The 14428-nt window shown below is 66.1% G+C and carries 15 protein-coding genes; 2 read left to right on the top strand and 13 right to left on the bottom strand.

The features are described from left to right. Window positions 1-82 precede the first annotated feature (82 nt). On the top strand, window positions 83-1720 hold the full coding sequence (locus tag LLH00_19200) for a hypothetical protein (GenBank protein MCE5273410.1): 1638 nt from the start codon (window positions 83-85) through the stop codon (window positions 1718-1720). Between the two features lie 196 nt (window positions 1721-1916). On the opposite strand, the gene LLH00_19205 is transcribed toward LLH00_19200, so the two are convergent. Beyond that, window positions 1917-3824 carry a PfkB family carbohydrate kinase gene (locus LLH00_19205; GenBank protein ID MCE5273411.1) on the bottom strand — a complete coding sequence of 636 codons (1908 nt, stop codon included), beginning with the start codon at window positions 3822-3824 and terminating at the stop codon, window positions 1917-1919. Window positions 3825-4082: 258 nt separating this feature from the next. On the opposite strand from LLH00_19205, the gene LLH00_19210 reads away from it, so the two are divergent. Then, on the top strand, window positions 4083-5207 hold the full coding sequence (locus tag LLH00_19210) for an FAD-binding oxidoreductase (GenBank protein ID MCE5273412.1): 1125 nt from the start codon (window positions 4083-4085) through the stop codon (window positions 5205-5207). A gap of 6 nt (window positions 5208-5213) precedes the next feature. Here LLH00_19210 and LLH00_19215 read toward each other — a convergent pair whose 3' ends face one another. From LLH00_19215 to LLH00_19270, 12 genes are all read right to left on the bottom strand, one after another. Beyond that, a complete protein-coding gene (locus LLH00_19215) occupies window positions 5214-5600 on the bottom strand; it encodes a DUF302 domain-containing protein (GenBank protein MCE5273413.1) in 387 nt (128 codons plus the stop codon). Between the two features lie 91 nt (window positions 5601-5691). Then, the gene (locus LLH00_19220) at window positions 5692-6225 is read right to left on the bottom strand and encodes a thioredoxin family protein (GenBank protein ID MCE5273414.1); all 534 of its coding nucleotides are present in this window, start codon (window positions 6223-6225) and stop codon (window positions 5692-5694) included. 57 nt (window positions 6226-6282) lie between these two features. Then, the gene (locus tag LLH00_19225) at window positions 6283-6615 is read right to left on the bottom strand and encodes a DUF2703 domain-containing protein (protein MCE5273415.1); all 333 of its coding nucleotides are present in this window, start codon (window positions 6613-6615) and stop codon (window positions 6283-6285) included. A 22-nt stretch (window positions 6616-6637) separates the two neighbouring features. Next, entirely contained in the window at window positions 6638-7234 is a 597-nt protein-coding gene (locus LLH00_19230) for a redoxin domain-containing protein (GenBank protein MCE5273416.1), read from the bottom strand. A gap of 25 nt (window positions 7235-7259) precedes the next feature. Then, a complete protein-coding gene (locus tag LLH00_19235; protein MCE5273417.1) occupies window positions 7260-8072 on the bottom strand; it encodes a hypothetical protein in 813 nt (270 codons plus the stop codon). A 251-nt stretch (window positions 8073-8323) separates the two neighbouring features. Then, the gene (locus LLH00_19240; protein ID MCE5273418.1) at window positions 8324-9295 is read right to left on the bottom strand and encodes an aldo/keto reductase; all 972 of its coding nucleotides are present in this window, start codon (window positions 9293-9295) and stop codon (window positions 8324-8326) included. A gap of 65 nt (window positions 9296-9360) precedes the next feature. Next, window positions 9361-10221 carry an aldo/keto reductase gene (locus tag LLH00_19245; GenBank protein ID MCE5273419.1) on the bottom strand — a complete coding sequence of 287 codons (861 nt, stop codon included), beginning with the start codon at window positions 10219-10221 and terminating at the stop codon, window positions 9361-9363. A 391-nt stretch (window positions 10222-10612) separates the two neighbouring features. Then, window positions 10613-11866: a molybdopterin molybdotransferase MoeA gene (locus tag LLH00_19250; GenBank protein MCE5273420.1), complete on the bottom strand. Its 1254-nt coding sequence runs from the start codon at window positions 11864-11866 to the stop codon at window positions 10613-10615. After that, window positions 11863-12498, bottom strand: coding sequence for a nucleotidyltransferase family protein (locus LLH00_19255; GenBank protein MCE5273421.1), 636 nt, complete (start codon window positions 12496-12498; stop codon window positions 11863-11865). The genes LLH00_19250 and LLH00_19255 overlap by 4 nt, the downstream gene beginning before the upstream one ends. A gap of 115 nt (window positions 12499-12613) precedes the next feature. Next, on the bottom strand, window positions 12614-13714 hold the full coding sequence (locus LLH00_19260; protein MCE5273422.1) for an XdhC family protein: 1101 nt from the start codon (window positions 13712-13714) through the stop codon (window positions 12614-12616). A gap of 105 nt (window positions 13715-13819) precedes the next feature. Next, on the bottom strand, window positions 13820-14041 hold the full coding sequence (locus LLH00_19265; protein ID MCE5273423.1) for a hypothetical protein: 222 nt from the start codon (window positions 14039-14041) through the stop codon (window positions 13820-13822). A gap of 24 nt (window positions 14042-14065) precedes the next feature. Beyond that, window positions 14066-14428 (bottom strand): hypothetical protein (locus LLH00_19270; GenBank protein ID MCE5273424.1); only part of this gene is annotated, 363 nt, incomplete at its 5' end.

A 14428-nucleotide genomic window follows, 5' to 3' on the forward strand; every position in this document is an offset into this window, starting at 1 on the left:
GGCCTAACATTGACAAGTTTTGTGTGGTCGGGTAGATTTGGCTTTGACCCCGAGAGTCCCTCACAGTCAACAACGGCGGACCATGCACAACCGACAGAGTGGATCACTCAAGCGCCTGCTGCTTTTCCTGGCGGCGGCAATCCCCTCCCTGCTCGCGGCCCAGAAGCCGCCGGTGGCAGTCAGTTTCGAGCCCCTGCGCCAGGAGTGGGACTGGCAGGACTGGGCCTCCGGGCTGTGCGGCGATTTCGAGAGCGCCCTGAACCGCCGCTACCGCGAGGGTATCCCACGACGCGAGTTCACCCCCGAGGACAAGCCGGTGCGCCTGGTCTACCTTCTGCGCATGGACCCCCAGGGGCGTATCCTGCGCTTTGTCCCGCTGAGCCCGGAACACCGCTACCTGGCCTACCTGATCGAGCGCACCACCCGCGAGATCGCCCTGGACCTGGAGGGCCCCCCGACGGGGCTGCCTTATCCCACGGTCGAGGGCCGGCTGACATTCGAGCTGCGGTTCAGGCCCACCGGGTTCTACAAGCGCCATTATTTCGAGGAACCCCTGGACAGTCTCCACCTGCCGAAATTCGAGCCGCTGATCATGGTGGCCGATCAACAGCCGCTGTACATGTACGAGCCGCCCGACTTGGACAAGAACAAGCTGCTGGCGGATTTCCGCAAGCGGATCGGCCTGGGGGCGACAATCTCGGACACGAGCCTTTTCACGCCGCTGGAGGTGAGCGGCATGTACCTGGCCCTGAGCCTGCCCTACGACAGCCTGCGCGCGGGCATGCGGGACACCCTGCGCCTGCGCCGCCAGATGCAGGCCGCGCTGGAAAAAGCCGGGGCTCACGTGCTGGATGAGGTCCCGCTGGAGGCCTACAGCAGCCCGCCGACCGCTGCGGCGCTGACTGTGACTGACAGCAGCGGGCAGGACAGCTTGGGCGCGGCGGCCGCGCCGGACAGCAGCGCTCGGGACAGCCTGAGAGCGGAAATCGCGGCGATAGAGATTTCAGAGGTGAAATCCAATCCAGCAGCCGTGGCGGACAGCGCGATCCCGGTCGCGGACCTGCCCAAGGCCTTCGCGAGCGTAGTGAACCCCAAACGCACCCTGGTGCTCTCGGCCGGACTGGCCCGCGACAGCCTGCCGGGCAAGGCGCTCTGCCGGGTCCGTCTGTTCGACCCGGGCCGTCCCGAGGATTTCAAACGCCGCCTGGACTATGTGTTCAAGTACGAGGGCGAGCTGCCGGACACGCTGGGCCAGATACTGGTGGAGCGCCTGGTGCATCCGCCGGCCAAGGCCGCCGCCGACTCCGGCGCGGTCAAGGCCGATTCCAGCGCCGCCGCTCCGGCCACAGCCCCCGGAGCCGCAGCTCCAGCCGCAGTCCCAGCCGCTCCGGGTGCGGTGAAAGCCGATTCCACAGCCGCTGGTCAGGCCCCGGCCCAGGCCGCCCGGTCCACCGCTCCGGCCGACAGCGCCGCCAAAGTTCCGGCCGGAACCCCGGCCACAGCGCACCCCGACAGCGCCGCCAAGGCCCCGGCGGCCGCCCCTGCCGCCGCGCCGGCGGATACGGCCACGAAAGCCCCGGCCCAGCCAGCCGCAGCTCCGGCGGCTCCCCCGTCGGACACGGCTAAAAGCACTGCCGCGCCGCAGGCCCAGGCTCCGGAGACGGCAGCGCCAGCGGCCGCCGCAGACAGCGCGAAAAGCGCGGCTCCGCAGCAGCAATGACAGGTTTATAACCCAAGTTGAGAAGTTGGGGCACACGGTGCGCCATGCCCCTTTTTTTATTTACGCACCCCGGCGGCTGACGCCGCCACCCCTCTGCTTTTTAGAAGGGAATAAAAGCTGATTTTCCAGGCATTGAAAAAGGGGCCGCCCCTCTTGCGGGACAGCCCCTTTCATTTTTCCGGTACGCCAAAACACCTCACTTCTGCATCAAATACTCCAGCAACTGCCGCTGCTGGGTGTAGTCGCCGATAATGATATCCGCTCCGGCCTTGATCAGGCGCGTGCGCTTGGCCAGGTTGAGCCCGAAGCGCTGCACCTCGTCCGAGGCGATCCCCACCGCGATCCCGCCGACTTTCTTCACCTCGCGTATCTCAACCGGCCCGTCGCCGAACACGGCCAGCTGCGGCCCCTGGAGCGCGTGCTCGCGGATTATTCTCTCCACCAGCTTTTTCTTGGAGAACTTGTCGATATCCCCCACGCTGCCGTAGATCCCGCCCTGGGACTGGAACACATCCGCGTAGCCCAGGCGCTCGGCCTCCCGGACCACGTCCTCCAGGTCGGTGCCACTGGCCATGTAGCAGTGAAGGCCCAGTTCCTTGAGACGGTGCAGGAACCCCACCGCGCCCTTGACCGTGAAATCCTCGCAGCTCAGCTCGCCCGCCTCCAGGCGCTCCAGCCGCGCGTCGACCATCTCCAGCAGCATCTCGTTGTAGACCGCCTTGTAGCCCCACTTATCCAGCACCTTGTCCGCGGGCACGAAGCCAAACTCGCGGACCATCGCCACCAAGCCCTCCATCTGCAGCACGGTCTGGATGCCGGTGGTCTGGTCGATGAACTCGCGCGAGCGCTCCTGCACCCGGCTGAACTCGGCGGTGGTGACAGTCTCGAACGCCGGGCCCAGGATCGAGCGGAGCATCACCTCCTCCATGATCGGCTCCCAGCCCTGGCGCAGGGTGGAGATAGTGCCGTCGTGGTCGAATATTACATGCTTTATCTGGCCGCGCTGGATATCCGGGTTGACCAGCTCGATCCGCGTGCCGGGAATGAACCGCGCCCGGCGCGGGTCCTCGGCCAGGTCGGGGCTGAACACCGGGAAACTGTCCTCCACGCGCTTTTCGATCTCGGCCGGGCTGGCGGTGCCGGTCTGGCGCAGCTTGGCCACGCTGACCGAGGCGGCCCAGTTGCCCAGCTCGGCGGCCACGGGTGTGACCGCCCCGGCGGCGAGCGCCGCGCTGAAAGCCGCCACCATCGTGTCCCCCGCGCCCACCGGATCGATCGGCCCGGTGACCAAGGCGGCCGGGACCTCGCTCAGCCGCCCGCGCTCGAACACCAGCGAGCCCCGGCGCCCGCGGGTGACCAGGATCGGCCGCGGATAGTCCTTCCAAGTGCCTTCCAGGGCGCTGCGCAACTCGTCGATGCCGATTGCCGCATTGGGGGCCACCTCCTGCCCGCTGGCCCGCAGCAGGGATTCGTCGTTGAACTTGAGCAGCATGCCTCGGTAGCGTGAAATGTCCAGGCGGCAGTCCACCAGGATCGCTTTCTGCGGGAACTCGGCGGCCAGTTGATTGATAGCCTCGATCATCCCGCCCTGCATCAGGGGGTTGGGGAGCTGCTGGTTCACCACCAGGGCGTCCAGGCTCGGCAGCGCGGCGCGCAGGACGGCCAGAAGGGCCTCGCGCACGGAGCGGTCCAGTCTGTTGTAGAAACCGAAATCGAGCCGGCGCTGCTCCTGGTCCTCCAGGTGTGGCTTAGCCCAGACCGGGGTGTCCCAGTTCTTCTCCTGGCGCAGCAGCCCGGACAGATCGACCGGGCCCAGGGCGCCCAGCAACTCGTGCAGCTTGCCGCCCCAGATGTCGCGGCCGATCACGCCGAAAGCCATCACCCGCCCGACTCCCAGGTCGGCCAGGTTGGTCACAATGTTGCCGGCCCCACCCGGACTGTAGCTCTGGGAGCGTACCACCAGAGCGCGCTTGCCGGTCTCGACCGACAGTTCGCCCACCCCGTCCTCCAGCATCCAGTAGGCATCCAGGGCGAAATCTCCCAGCACTCCGACACTCAGGCCGGGGAATTTCCCGGTCAGCGCCTTGACCTCTGCGACCTGCATCAATCCTCCTGCACAAGCAGCGAAAATGTCAGTTTTCATGGACTTGTCGTTAAGGCGTGCAACACGCCCGGCGGCCGGGCGATACCCGCTCCCGCCGCCCGAAAGCTAAGAACGGGCCCCCGCGCTGTCAAGGAAAGCCCGCCCGAGCGCCCGCTCTCCGGCCTCTGCGGCATTGACTGGCGGCCCCGAATTTCTTAGCTTCTTCTTTCCGCTTTTTGATCCGTGTGCAAGAGAATTCCGCTGAACGGGTGGGAGAAAATGAGCGAAAGTCTGCGCAGCGCGCGCATAGTGATAATCGGCGCCGGGCTGGCCGGGATGGCGACCGCCTACCAGTTGGCAGTCCGGGGCGAGACGGATGTACTGGTGCTGGAGAAAGAGAGCGTGCCGGGGCTGCATAGCTCGGGACGGAACGCGTCGATGATCCGCCAGGTGGTGCCGGAGAAAGATATCCTGCCCCTGGCCCGCGGCGGGGCCGATTTCCTGCGCGAGACGGCCTCGGCCTGGGATGACCCGCCGCCTTTCGCCGTGCACGGCTCGCTGCTCACCGCGACCGGCGCGCGCTGGGAAAGGTTGAAAGAGGAGGGCGGCTGGACCGCCGAGTCGGGCGCGGCAACGGAGTTATGGAGCCGCGAGCAGGTGGAGAGCGCCGTGCCGGTCACCCGCGGGGGCGATTTCGAGGGCGGCATCTGGTGCCCCTCGGATGGGGTGACCGATGCCCAGCAACTGCTGAACGGGTTCTACCGCGAGGCCCGCCGTCTGGGTGTGCGCCTGGCCACCGACTGCGAGGTCGAGGCCGTGGAGAGCCGTGGGCGGAGGATCAAGGCGGTGCGCACCTCGCAGGGACTGGTCCCCGCCGAGGTGGTGGTTAACGCGGCCGGGCCCTGGGCCGGGCGGGTGGGAGCGCTGGCCAAAGCCCTGCCTATCGAGTTCCGGCCCATGCGCCGTCATCTGTTTTTCAGCGGCGTTCTGGACTGGGCCGCCCCGGACTGGCCCTATGTCTGGGATGTCAGCCGCGAGGTGTATTTCCGTCCCGAAAGCAGCGGGCTTCTGCTCAGCCCCTGCGATGAGTCCGCGGCCGAGCCGGGCCTGCCCTCGCCCGACCCGGCGGCACAGGACATCCTGGCCGACAAGCTGGGCCAGGCTTTCCCGCGCCTGCTGGACATCCCGGTGGCCCGCTCCTGGGCCGGACTGCGCACATTCGCCCCGGACCGTCATTTCGTGATCGGCTGGGACCCGAGTCTTGCGGGGTTCTACTGGGTGGCCGGCCTGGGTGGGCACGGGGTGACAACCAGCGCCGCGGTGGGCGCCCTGGCCGCGGGCGAGATACTCTCCCCGGGCGGAGAGCTTCGCCGCACCCCGTTCAGCCCGTCACGCTTCGCCTGAGGCGTCTCAGAGGCTGTCCACCACTTTCTGCAGGCAGCCGCGCACGTCCTGGGCCAGTTCGCGCAGTTCTGGCTGCTCAATGATCTGGAGCATCAGACCCGGATCCATGGCCGACACCTCCACCCGGCCGTCCGTGTGCTCCTGCACCACCACGTTGCAGGGAATCAGCACACCGAGCTTGTCCTCCAGGCTCAGGGCGCGGTGGGCGAACTTCGGGTTGCAGGCCCCCAGGATCAGGTAGCGCCGGAAATCCTGGTCCAGCTTCTTTTTGAACGTGGCCTTGACATCGATCTCGGTGATAACGCCGAATCCGGCGATCTTTAAATTCTCCGTAACTCTCTCCACCGCCTGGTCAAAGTTCAGGTCCACAAATTTCGAGATGTGATAGCTCATCGCTCCCCCTTCCCTGTGTATTTCCCGGTCCGAGAAAAAAGCCCCCCGCAGCGGCGGGAGCTGCTTGCGCGGCCTGTCACTGACGGTCCGCTCATTTCCACTTGATCGTGCAGCCCACCGGCGGGGTGGAGGCGACCGGAGCGGGGTGGCCCGCCAGGGCCGCATCGAGGGCATCTTTCAGGTAGCGGTGGCCCACCGCGCCCGGGTTGTCGTAGTTGTCATCCACTGCCCCGGTGTAGACCAGGCGACGGTCCTTGTCGAACAGGAACACCTCGGGGGTGCGCTCGGCCCCGTAGGCGCGCGCCACCTCCTGGCTCTGGTCCTGCACGAACGGGAACGCGAAGCCCTTCTCGTCGGCGTGCTTTTTCATGCCATCGAAACTGTCGACCGGGTACTTGACCGGGTCGTTGGCGTTGATCAGCACAAAGGCCGCGCCCCGCGGGCCGTACTCGGCGGCCAGGGCCTTGATACGCTCCTCCCAGGCCAGCACGTAGGGGCAGTGGACACAACTGAACACCACGGCCAGCACCGGGCTGCCGCTGAAAGAATCGAGGCTGTAGCGCTTCCCGTCCACTCCCGGCAGGTCAAAACCCACCGCTGCGTCACCCACTTTAAGCTTCGGCATATCGCTCATCTCCTTCCCGGATGGATTGACCTCCGGGATGTTTTACGTTTGGTTGAATCAGCCTGCTGCAGCGCCGCCGGCGGCCCGCTCCAGGGCCCGGCGGATCATCGCCTCGGAGGGCAGGGGCGAGATGCGGCCATCCTCCAGGCGGTAGATACGGCAAGTCAGGCCGGGAGGCTCGCCCTCCAGGCCCTGCGGGTCGATATCCAGTCCGTTGAAACGGATCGTAGGCGAGCCGATGAAACCCAGCCGCCGCGCCTCGTCCTCGGTGTGGACCTCGGTCACCCGGACTTCCCCATCCCGGTGCGACTCTGCCAGCACCTTTTTCAAGCGTTCCAGGGCCGCCCCGTGCGAGGGGCAATCGGCCCAGAACAGGAATTCCACCTCCACCGCGCACTCCCTTCCGCCGGACTTATTCCCTGTACTTGACCGGGCAACCGTAGGAGCGGGTCTCGCTCCGCTCTGGCTCCTTGCCGTCCAGGGCGGCCCGGATCGCCAGGTCGAGGTATTGCGTGCGCTGGGCGGGTGGCTTTTCCCCGCCCGGGTCGTCATCCACCGCGCCGCTGTAGACCAGACGCCCCTCACGGTCGATCACGAATACGTGCGGGGTGGTCTTGGCCCCGTAGAGCTTGCCCAGTGCGCCCAGAGAGTCGATCAGGGTCGGGTACTCGATATCCTGCTTGCGGGTCCAGGCGCGGCTGTCCGCGGCGGTGTTGCCGTCGGTGGAGTTGACCGCCAGCCAGGCCACGCCGGAGCCGGAATACTTGTCGAAAAGGGCGGCGAAAGTGTCTTCGCGGTAATGGCGCTGCACGAACGGGCAATCCGGGTTGGTCCACTCCAGCACCACCACCTTGCCCTTGAGCGCGGCCAGGGAGTGTTTCACCCCTTTCTGATCGGCCAGACTGAAATAAGGGGCGGCCTGCCCCACCTCGGCCGCTGCACTGGCCGCCGGGGGACTGACCACCGCGGTCAGGAACATCAGCACGGCAAATGCACGGATCGAATTCATCTATGACCTCCTGCTCTTTATTCAGTCAACGCGGCGTGGAGTCCTCGAATTTGACTTCCAGCCGCAGTTCCAGGCTGTCGGAGGACGAACCGGCCAGGCGCGCCACCAGCACTCCGCCCCAGGATTCGGGCCAGGCCAGGGAGGGCTCCAGGCGTTCGAGGCTGAGGTGCAGCACCAGACGGTCGAGGCTCGAATGCTCGCGGTCGATATGCAGGTCCTGCGAAACAATATTATCCGAGGGGTTGTCGAACCAGAGCAGCTCACGCACGCTGTCCACGAGCGGGGCGCTCTGGGCCGGCCCGCTCAGGGTGATCACCCCCAGGCGGTCGGTGGCGCCGTCGACCGGCTCACCCCAGGAGGCCTCCAGGCTCAGGCCGGGGTTCTGCTCGGCGGGACGGGGCACGCGGCGCTCGAACGCGCTGAACAGGGCGATATCCTGCGACGGCCCGCCCTCACCCACCGGCAGGATCAGGCTGTCGGCGGCGTTCTCCTGCACGCAGACCTTGCGGCAGACCAGCCAGTCGGAGGACGCTTTCAGGCTGACCGCGCCGGGTTTCAGCTCAGGTGGCGGCACGACCCAGGCGTAGAGCAGCACCCGGTCATGATAGACATTCACCACCAGGTCGCCCGGCTCGAGCATCCGCTCCGGCGCCGGCCAGAACAACGGCCCGGTTCTGAATCCCTCTGGCAGGTTGAATTTCACCTCCGGGGCCAGGCCGGCATCCCCGGGGTTCTTCCAGTAGATATGGCTGCCCTCGGGGATCTCGAACAGCACCCCCAGCCTGAACTTGCGTCCGGGCGCGATAGCGGTGCGGTCGGCCACCAGGCGCGTTTTCACCAGCGGCGCCTCCTGCGCCCGCAACCCGAGCGCCGGTATTGACAGAAGTAGTATTGTGATGACAACACCAAGCCTATTTACCATCCATCCTCCGCAGTCGAACCCATCCGCCGGCCGGGCCCGTTTTCTGAATGACTCTCAATCCCTTTTGCCCGGCCACAACGAATTATAACAGTCTGGCGGCGGAAGAGCAAACCGGAGGCCACAAAAAAGCCCCCGCGCAACGGGGGCTTGAAAGCATTCTTGTATTTTCAGCTTTTCCAGAGCGGGTACTCGAACAGGGTCTGGACGTTCTGAGCCAGCTCGCGCAGGTGCTCTTTCTGCCCATCCGAGGGCGGGATGAACGAGAACGCCGTACGCACCGCGCGCCGGAACAGCTCCTCCTCACCGGGGGGTATGGCGCTGGTCACGGGCAGCGAGAGGGTGAAATAGTAGCCCATTTTAAGATCGTCCTCGCTCTTCAGGGCGTTGTACCACTCCTTGGGGAACTCGCTTTTCTGGCCGTGGGCGCGCTGGCCGTGCACTCCGCCCTTGAGCGCGATGATTCCCATCTTTTTCTCCAGCGCCTTCTCCACCACCTGCGGCCCGAAATTGTCCTTGTACCAGGAGGCGTAGGTCAGGGGGAACATCACCGTGTCGAACTCGTAGAGGTCCATCGCGGCCAGGGCGGCCTCCACCGAGTGGGCCGAGAAACCCAGGAAACGGGTCTTGCCCTCCTGCCTGGCCTTGACAAAAGTCTCCATCGCCCCGCCGGGGCCGAAGGCTTTGTCGATATCCTCTTTCGTGTTAAGGAAATGGAGCTGGTAGAGGTCGAAATGGTCGGTGCGTGCGCGGCGCAACGATTCCTCGAGCTGGGCCCGGCTGCCCGCGGCATCGCGCTCGTAAGTCTTGCAGGAGAGGAACACATTCTTGCGGAACGGCTCCAGGGCCGGTCCCAGCTTGATCTCGGCATCCCCGTAGCGCGGGGCGACATCGAAATAGTTCACCCCGGCCTCGACCGCCTCGCGCACCACCCGGGCGGCAGCCTCGGGCTCGCTGTCGCGCACCACGATCCCGCCGAAACCGATCACCGAGAGCATCTCGCCCGTGCGCCCCAGGGGACGGCGCGGCAACTGGCCCAGGCCCTGCATCGAGGTGAGCGGCATCTGCGACTGCTGGCCGAAAGCCAGGCGCGGCAACAGTGGGGCGGCCAAGCCAAGACGGAGGAAAGCGCTTCGTTTCATCGCGGAGCCTCCTGCTCGTTTTTCGTTGAAAGAACGGCCATGCCGCTCCGGACCATCGACAGTAATCAGGATTCCCAGGCCGGGTACTCGAACAGCGGGTCCACGGCCTCGGAGGCGGTCTTGAGGTCCTGGCGCTCCTGGCGCGCCACCGGCATGAAACTCCGCCCGGCCGCCAGGGCCAGGCGCCAGAGCTGCTCCTCGCCCGGCGGCAGGCAGGCGGTCACCGGCAGCGAGAGGGTGAAATGGAAGCTTTTGTTGATCTGCTCCGGGTCGGTCAGCGGCTCGTACCAGCATTTCTCGAACGGCTTTTTCTCCCCCTCGGCCACCTTGCCGCGCGCCCCGGCCTTCAGGGCCAGGATCCCCATGCCCTTGGAGTGCGCTTTCTCCACCACCTGGGGGCCGAAATCGCCCTTGAACCAGGTGGCGAAATTGAGCGGGAACAGCACCGTGTCGAAATCGAAACGGTCCATGGCGGCCAGGGCCGCCTCCACCGAGTGGGCCGAGAAGCCGAGGAAACGCACCTTGCCCTGCTCGCGGGCCTTGACAAAAGTCTCCATCGCGCCGCCGGGCCCGAAAATGGTCTCGACATCCTCCTTGGAGGTGACCGCGTGCAACTGGTACAGGTCGACCCAGTCCGTGCGCAGGTGGCCGAGCGAGGCCTCCAGCTCTTGCATGCTCTTTTCGGCGCTCCGCTCCACAGTCTTGCAGGCCAGGAAAGCTTTCTTGCGGTAGGGCTCCAGGGCCGGGCCCAGCTTGAGTTCGGCATCGCCGTAGGTCGGGGCGACATCGTAATAGTTCACCCCGGCCTCCCAGACCTCGCGCACCACCTCGGCGGCGTGCTCCGGGGTCTCGTCCATCACCACAATGCCGCCGAACCCGATGATCGAAAGGTTCTCGCCGGTGCGCCCCAGGGGACGGCGGGCCAGGGGCAACGGTGCTGAGGCTGCCTGTGACATGTTTTCACTCCCTGCGGCCGCTCCGCCGGCAGTCGAGGCCAGGGATGCGGCCAGCGTGGCCTTGAGGAAAGCGTTGCGTTTCATCCAAGTCTCTCCTGGATGGAGTGTGTGCCCGCGGTTGTTGACTGTATGTTCCAGAATTTATTATGGGCCCTGCCACCCGGGAAGGCAAGATGTATCAATTTATTCAACCGGTTCCAAGTAGGGGCGGCCCCCTGTGGCCGCCTGACATAATGGGTCAGGCACAGGGGCCTGCCCCTACGCCTGATAGAAAATATAGGAGCCCGGCTCGCCTTGCCCCTACAGTAGTTCTTGCGGATCAGGACGCAGACTCACAGCACCGTGATTATCAGAAACAGCATCAGAGCCTTCCGCCCCAGAAATGCGGCAGGAACCGCACCCGCGCACCGGCCTCCAGGCGCAGCGGGCCGGAGGGTATCTCCAGGAGCGCCCGCGAGGCCGCGAACGAGCCCAACATGTACGAGACCTGCCCCCGGGCCGGCTGCACGCTATAGCCACCAACGCTGTCCGGCGCATAGTCGCCGCGCATGAAATTAACCCGCGCCTCGCGGTTCTCCACTGCCTGCGCCAGGGTCCCCTCCAGCCAGCGCGGGCCGCACTCGCGCAGCCCAATGAAAGAGCGGACCGCGCTCAGCGCGTAGAGGCTGAAACAGACCAGGGCCGAGGCCGGGTTACCCGGCAGTCCGAACACCAGCTTGCCCCCGGCGCGCCCGAACCAGAGCGGCTTGCCCGGTTTCTGCGCCACTTTCCAGAATATTTTCTCCACGCCCGCCGACTCGAACACCTGCACCAGATGGTCATAGTCGCCCATCGAGACACCACCCACGGTGAGGACAATATCGGAGCCTGCCAGAAGGTCACGGAAAGCGGCCTGAAGGGTGGCCGGGTCATCCGGGCAGCGGCGGGCCTCGATCTGCGCTACCCCGGCCGCGCGCAGGGCGGCGCTCAGCATGGGGGCGATGGAGTCGTAGATTTGGCCGGGAAGAAGGTCCACGCCCGGCGCGACCAACTCATCCCCGGTAGTGAGAAGCCCCACCTTGGGCGGCGGGTAGACTGATACCGAGCTGTGGCCCAGGGTGGCGAGAAGGCCCAGGGCGGGCGGCGTGAGGACAGTCCCGGCGGCCAGAAGGCGCGCCCCGGCGGCGATCTCCTCCCCGGCCCGGTTGATATTGGCCCCCATCACCGCGGGACCGAAAAAAGTGATCGCCGACTCGCCCTCACGGGTCTGCTCGCGCATCACCACCGCCTCGGCCCCCGCGGGCACCGCCGCGCCGGTCATCACCCGCAGCGTGAAGCCAGGGGGAAGCGCGGGCGGAGCCCCGGCTGCAGCCCGTTTCTCTCCGGCCAGGGGAAGGCTGACCGGATTGTCGGCCGAGGCGTTTTCTAAATCAGCCACCCGCACCGCGTAACCGTCCATGGAGCTGAAACTGAAAAACGGGTAGTCCCGCCCGGCCGGAATGTCTCCGGCGCAGACCAGGCCGGCACAGTCCTCCAGGGGACAGTCCTCCGGCTCGGCGCGGCGTGCTGTGCGCAGCACCATTTCGAGGGCCTCGCGCGGCGTGATCGGCCCGGATGCGGACACTCCGTCTCTCACTGGCCGCTCCTTTCGACAATCGAACTGTCCGCACCCGCCTGTTTCAGGGCGCGGTAGTCATCCGGGGTGTCGATATCCAGCAGGACCGCGGGTTCCTCCACCGGGACCTCCAGCACGCGGGACCGGTCGGCGCGCACCACTGCGCGGGCGCCGATCTCCTCCGGGGCGTGCAGCAGATCCTCGAACACCGCCTTTCCGAACAGCGCCGGGTGGCCGCGCCGTCCACCGTGCACCGGCAGGACTATAGGCTTGCCACTGGCCCGGAAAGAGTCGATCAGGCGCGCGATTGTCCCCACACTCACCGCAGGCTGGTCCACCGGGAACAGCATGACCGCCTCCGGGGCCAGAGCTTCCAGGCTTTTCAGCCCGGCCTGGACCGAGGAGAGCATGCCGCTTTCATATCGCGGGTTCAGCACCACTTCCTCAGCCGGCAGTCCCGCGCGGGCGCTGAACTCCTGCGCCCGGTGGCCGAACACCACCCGCAGCGCCGCCAGGGGCGCGCTCTTGAGCGTGGCGTACAGCACGGAAAGGAATGTCCCGCCGCGGTACTCCAGGAAAGCCTTGGGCGATCCCATGCGCTCGGACTTGCCCGCGGCCAAGATAATTGCCGCTATTTTAGACTTGTTTTCCATTTCCCCATAATGCTTAAGGCTTTTTATCCACGAAGTCACACGAAGGAACACTAAGAAGAAAAGCAGTTTTGACTTCGTGCCCCTTCGTGGCCCTTAGTAGATAAATCTTTTCATTTCATAGAGTTATGATTTCCTTAACGAGCACCGGTTTGCGGCTCCGGCGCACCTGTATGAGCTGAGCCGCGATACTGACCGCGATCTCGCCCGGGGTCTCGGCCCCGATATCAAGGCCCACCGGGGCGTGAAGACCGGCCAGGCGGGCGCTGTCCACGCCACGGGCCGCCAGGTGCTCGCGCAGAAGGGCCACCTTGCGCCGCGAGCCGATCATCCCGACATAATCCACCGGGCAGGCCAGGGCCAGCTCCACCGCCTCGCGGTCCTGATCGTGGCTGCGCGCCACCGCAACCACACTCCAGCCGGGGCCGGGGGTGAGGCTGGAGAAAGCCTCGGCGAACGTGGCGTTCAGCACCTGTTCGGCCTCCGGGAAACGCTGGATTGTGGCGAACTCCGGGCGGTCATCCACCACGGTGACCCGGAACCCGGCCAGGGCCGCCACCCGGCAGAGGGCCAGGCCGACATGCCCGCCCCCCAGGACAAGCAGCCGCGGCGGACTGACAAGCGGACGGGCCAGGAAACCGGCCAGACCGGGCCAGGCTGTAGATGGAGTCTCCAGTGTCAGAAACAGCGTGTCCTGTTCCGCGGACCGGCCCTCCAGCGCCCGCAGGACCGCGGTCTCCCAGGTGGTCTCGGTCAACGAGCCGGCCTTGACCGCACCGTCCTCCACCAGCGCCGAAACCCCGGCCCAGCCCGCCGCCTCGCCCTCGCTCACGGCAAGCAACAACCAAACCCTCTCACCTTTTCTGGCAGAATTCAGCACTGCGGACCAGAACCCCAGCGCCTCGGGCGTGGGCCGCACCACGAACGTGTAGAACGCGATCCGCCCGCCGCAGAGCATGCCGCCCGGCTGGACCGTGTCGGAATCAAAATTGAAACGGCTCAGGCTGGCCCGGCCGCTGGCAAGGGCCTCGCGCGAGAGGCGGACCATCCCGGCCTCCATCTGGCCGCCCCCCAGGGTTCCAGCCACCCGGTCCGCGCTCACCAGAAGGGTCGCCCCGGCGGGCGTGGGGGCCGAGCCCGAGCGCTCAAGGGCCAGGCTCAGGGCCACAGCCTGCCCCTGTTCCAGCAGGGGCAGCATCTGTTCGAGGGTTTGGAGCATGCTCTGAATATGCCTCGGTGTGTCCGGAAAAGTAAAGGAGGTCCGGAGTCAAAGCCCCCGGACCTCCACTGAATAAATCCACAGTCCCGCGCCGTGTCAGATCGTTCAATCGGGAATCTGGCAGGCGAAACAGGACCGTCCGGGCTTGCACTCTCCGCACCGGACAAACCGGTCATCCGGCCCCACCGGGCCCTGGGTCAGAAGGCACCAGCACTGCTCCTCGGGCTTGGGGACATAGTATCCGCCGGACAGGCCGCTCACGTAATACTGCTTGGAGCGGTAGTTCCGGCAGACCTGCTTGAGCTGGGCAAGAATTTGATCGCTCATAAGTAGCTCTCCCGTTGTCAGGCGCTAAACTTCCACGCCGGCGGTGCGAAGGACCGCCCGCTTGAGTATGGTCTTGGCGAGCTGGATCTTGTACTCGTTCTCCTCCAGCGCCGCGGCGTCCTTGAGCGCGGCCTCGGCCGCCTGCTCAAGCAGTCCTCCGGTTAGTTCCCTGCCGCTGAGGACTTTCTCGGCCTCCACCGCCCGGTAGGGCGCCGGGGCCACTCCGGAGAGCACCAGCGAGGCTTTCCTGACCGTGTGGCCCTCCATGTCCAGCACCACGGCCGCTCCCACCAGGGCAAAATCGCGGCTCTCGCGCTCCTTGAACTTGAGATAGTGGCTTTTCTGCCCGGCCGCTGGCGCGGGGACTGTCACGCCGGTGAGCACCTC

This window comes from bacterium (assembly GCA_021372515.1).
Taxonomy (GTDB): Bacteria; Gemmatimonadota; Glassbacteria; order GWA2-58-10; family GWA2-58-10; genus JAJFUG01.